Raw genomic sequence first — 4,022 nt, forward strand, 5'->3', positions numbered from 1 at the left:
TCATATGGGGAGATTTACAGGAAGAAAGATTGTCCAGTTGTTCAGGATAATAGTGTTCGATATATTTAATCCATCCTGGACTGCAACTTGTAATCATAGGGAAGGTGGCATCCTTTTTATCTATGAAAACATCCTTTATCCTTCCAAGAAATTCATGACCCTCTTCAATAATAGTAAGGTCAGCAGTAAAATTGGTGTCAAAGACATAATCGAAACCAAGTTCTCTTAAAGAGGAAGCCATTTTTCCTGTTACGGAGGTTCCGGCGTCGTAACCGAATTCTTCACCCAAGGCAGCCCTGATAGCCGGTGCAGTTTGTACAACAACGACTTTTTCAATGTTGTTTAATGCATCCCATACATCTTCTATTGAGCTTTTTTCTTTAAGGGCACCTACGGGACATACTTTTGTACACTGCCCGCAGTATGTACATGAAGCCTCATCCAGCATAAGACCTTGTCCTGCATTTATTACAGATTTGAATCCTCTTTCCTGAGTATTGAGTATTCCAATTTTCTGAATATCATTGCACATGGTTTCACATCGTCTGCAAAGTATGCACTTGGCCATGTCTCTTTCGATTGCTGCAGATGTACTGTCAACAATATCCTTTGACATTTCACCTTCAAATCTGTCTTGTTCAACTTCGATAATTCCGCCCAGTGCCTGCAGTTCACAGTTGTTGTTCCTTTCGCAGCTGAGACAGTTTTTTGGATGGTCTGAAAGAATAAGCTCATAGATGACCTTTCTTGCATTTCTTACTCTTGGGGTGTTTGTTTTCACCTTCATGTCGTCTTTGACTTTAGTAATACATGATGCCATAAGGTTATTCACACCTTCGACTTCAACAACACAAAGTCTGCAGGATCCGATTTCATGGATTCCTTCAAGATAGCAAAGATGAGGTATAAGAATATTGTTTTCTTTGGCAACCTGCAATATTGTTTTGTCAGGTGATGCTTCAATAATCTTGTTATTAATTGTAATCTTAGCCATTTTATCCTCCTATATCCTTTTATCGCATCTTAAGCATCGCATTGCTTCAGCCATGGCATTCAGCCTGTGATAACCTGTCTTGACTTCATCAAAATTACCTTTTCGCTTGTCGGCTGACAGGACGTCCATAGGGAACCTTTCATGTTCAAAGACTTCGTGTTCATCAAAGTCCTCAGGAATGTCTATTTTTTCACCCTTGTTAAGTTCTCCTGTTCCACCCAGAAACTTGTCTATTTCTGAAGCTGATTTTTTACCGTCGGCGATTGCGGTTATAACAACATCGGAGCCTCTTACTACGTCTCCACCTGCGAATACTCCATCTATTGAAGTCATATTATTTTTGCCATCTATGACGAATGAACCGTAGCTTGTTAACTCAACTTCGTCCTTTCTAATAAATGGCAGGTCCGAATACTGACTCACTGCAGGAATTATCATGTCAATTTCAAAATCAAACTTCGAGTTTTCCTTTTCGACAGGTTTTCTTCTTCCTTTGCTGTCGAAACCTTCAAGATCTATTCGTGAGCAGATAACTTTTTTTACTCCAGTGTAGCTGTCGCCAGCAATCTCCACGGGCATTACCAGTTCATGTATCTGTACGCCTTCTTCAATTGCGTCCTTTACTTCTCTTTTGTCTGCAGGCATGTCTTCAATTCTTCTTCTATAAAGAATATGAACTTCTTCTGCTCCCGTTCTCAATGCAACCCTTGAAGCATCGATAGCAGTGTTTCCGCCGCCTATTACAGCGACTTTTTTGCCTATTGTCACATCTTTCCCAAGATTGACATCCTTAAGAAAATCAAGTCCGTGATATACTCCTTTAAGGGTTTCACCCTTTATTCCAACTTTTCTGCTGAACTGGGTTCCTGTAGCTATATATACAGAATCGTAGTCTTTTTTCAAATCTTCAAATTCAATATCAATTCCAACTTTTTTGTTAAAAATGATATTTACTCCAACCTGTCTTATGCTGTCAATTTCTTTTTTTAATATCTCCTTGGGCAGTCTGTACTGAGGTATTCCGAAAGCGAGAACTCCGCCAGCTACATCTTGCTCTTCAAAGACGTCTATGTCATAACCCAATCTTGCAAGATAATAACCGCATGTCAGTCCGGATGGTCCTGATCCTATAATTGCCACTTTTTTGCCGTTCTTTGGGTATACCGTGCTCTTTACAGGCATGTCTGAATTCAGAACCTGCTCGGCAACATATTTTTTAATATCGGCAATGGCTATGGACTCGTCAATTTGCGCCCTTCTGCACTTGGATTCACAAGGATGGGTGCAGATATCACCGCAGACAGCAGGGAATGGATTTTCCTGTCGTATAAGATTGTATGCATCTTCAATCCTGCCTCTTGCGACAAGGGCAAGGTATCCAGGAACATTTATCCCTGCAGGACATGCATTTTCACAAGGAGAAAGGAACAATTCGCCGCAGATTCCTGCTGTACAATACCCTTCTTCTATATGCTGAAGGTATTCTTCAGTGAAATATTTGAGTGTACTGAGTACTGGGTTAGGAGCGGTTTGACCCAGTCCGCATAAAGCGGTATCTTTTATGACCTGTGCCAGGTCCTTGAGATCTTCTATATCACTTTTTTTACCCTGTCCCATTGTGATTCTTTCAAGGATTTCAAGCATCCTTTTGGTACCTATTCTGCAGGAAACGCATTTTCCACATGATTCATCCTGGACAAATTCCATGAAATATCTTGCGACGTCAACCATGCAGGTATCTTCATCCATGCATACAAGTCCACCTGAACCCATTATGGTTCCAAGTTCCTTCAAAGAATCATAATCAACAGGTGTGTTCAGAAATTCCTTGGTAATGCATCCTCCAGAAGGTCCTCCCGTCTGGACAACCTTGAATTCTTTCTGAGAGGGTATTCCACCGCCGATATCGTATACAATTTCTCCAAGGGAAATGCCCATGGGCACTTCAATGATTCCTGTATTCTTAATGTCTCCGGCAAGGGCGAATATCTTTGTTCCTTTGCTTTTTTCAGTGCCTATACTGGCAAACCATTGGGCACCCTTCAATATGATTGAGGCTATGTTTCCAAATGTTTCTACATTGTTGATTATGGAAGGTTTTTTGAATAATCCTTCATCTGAAGGATATGGAGGTTTCTGCCTCGGCTCTCCTCTTCGTCCTTCGATGGAATTCATGAGAGCTGTTTCCTCACCGCATACAAATGCTCCGGCACCTATTCTCACTTCAATGTCGAACTCAAACCCGGAATTGAAGATATTCTCACCTAGAAGACCCGTTTCCCTGGCTTTTTGTATTGCTTTTCCAAGCCTGTCGATTGCCAGGGGATACTCGGCTCTTACGTAAACGAAACCCTTGTCTGCTCCAATGCTGTATCCTGCAATCATCATGCCCTCGATTACTGAATGGGGATCCCCTTCAATAAGGCTTCTATCCATGAATGCCCCAGGATCTCCTTCGTCGGCATTGCAAATCACATATTTTTGATTGCTTTCTGATTTCAGAGCTAATTTCCATTTCAATCCTGTAGGAAATCCTCCTCCGCCTCTTCCCCTTAATCCTGATTTTGAGATCACGTCTATGGTTTCTTCCTGGGACATGGAGGAAAGAACCTTCTCTATGGCTGTATATCCATCGTTGGCTATATATTCATCTAGAGAATTGAAATCAATCCTTCCGCAATTTTTCAGAACAATCTTGTATTGTTTTTTATAGAATTCTATATCATTCATCTTTGGAACGGGCTGCTTTGTTTTCTTGTCAAAATAGCAATGTTTTTCTAATATCTTTCCTTTGACTATATGAGAATTCACTATCTCATTGATACTGTCTTCGGTCAGTCTGCAATAGAGTGTCATACCTGGATTGACAATCATCATGGGGCCTTCTGCACACATGCCCATACAGCCTGTATTGGTTACCTTAACGGATTCATTCATTCCTGATTTTTCCAGTGCTTCTTCCAAGGCCTCACATATGGATTTACTGTCAGATGAAAGGCAACCTGCACCATAACACAGGTTTATGGTA

2 protein-coding genes are annotated in these 4,022 nt (G+C 41.1%); both read right to left on the bottom strand.

The features are described 5' to 3' along the window. A partial coding sequence (locus tag AC3AX0_RS08710) for a [Fe-Fe] hydrogenase large subunit C-terminal domain-containing protein (protein ID WP_487549909.1) occupies nt 1-994 on the bottom strand: 994 nt, incomplete at its 3' end. Between the two features lie 9 nt (nt 995-1,003). Next, entirely contained in the window at nt 1,004-4,018 is a 3,015-nt protein-coding gene (locus AC3AX0_RS08715; protein ID WP_487549910.1) for an NADH-ubiquinone oxidoreductase-F iron-sulfur binding region domain-containing protein, read from the bottom strand. Between the last annotated feature and the right edge of the window lie 4 nt (nt 4,019-4,022).

Source organism: Dethiosulfatibacter sp., assembly GCF_983023055.1.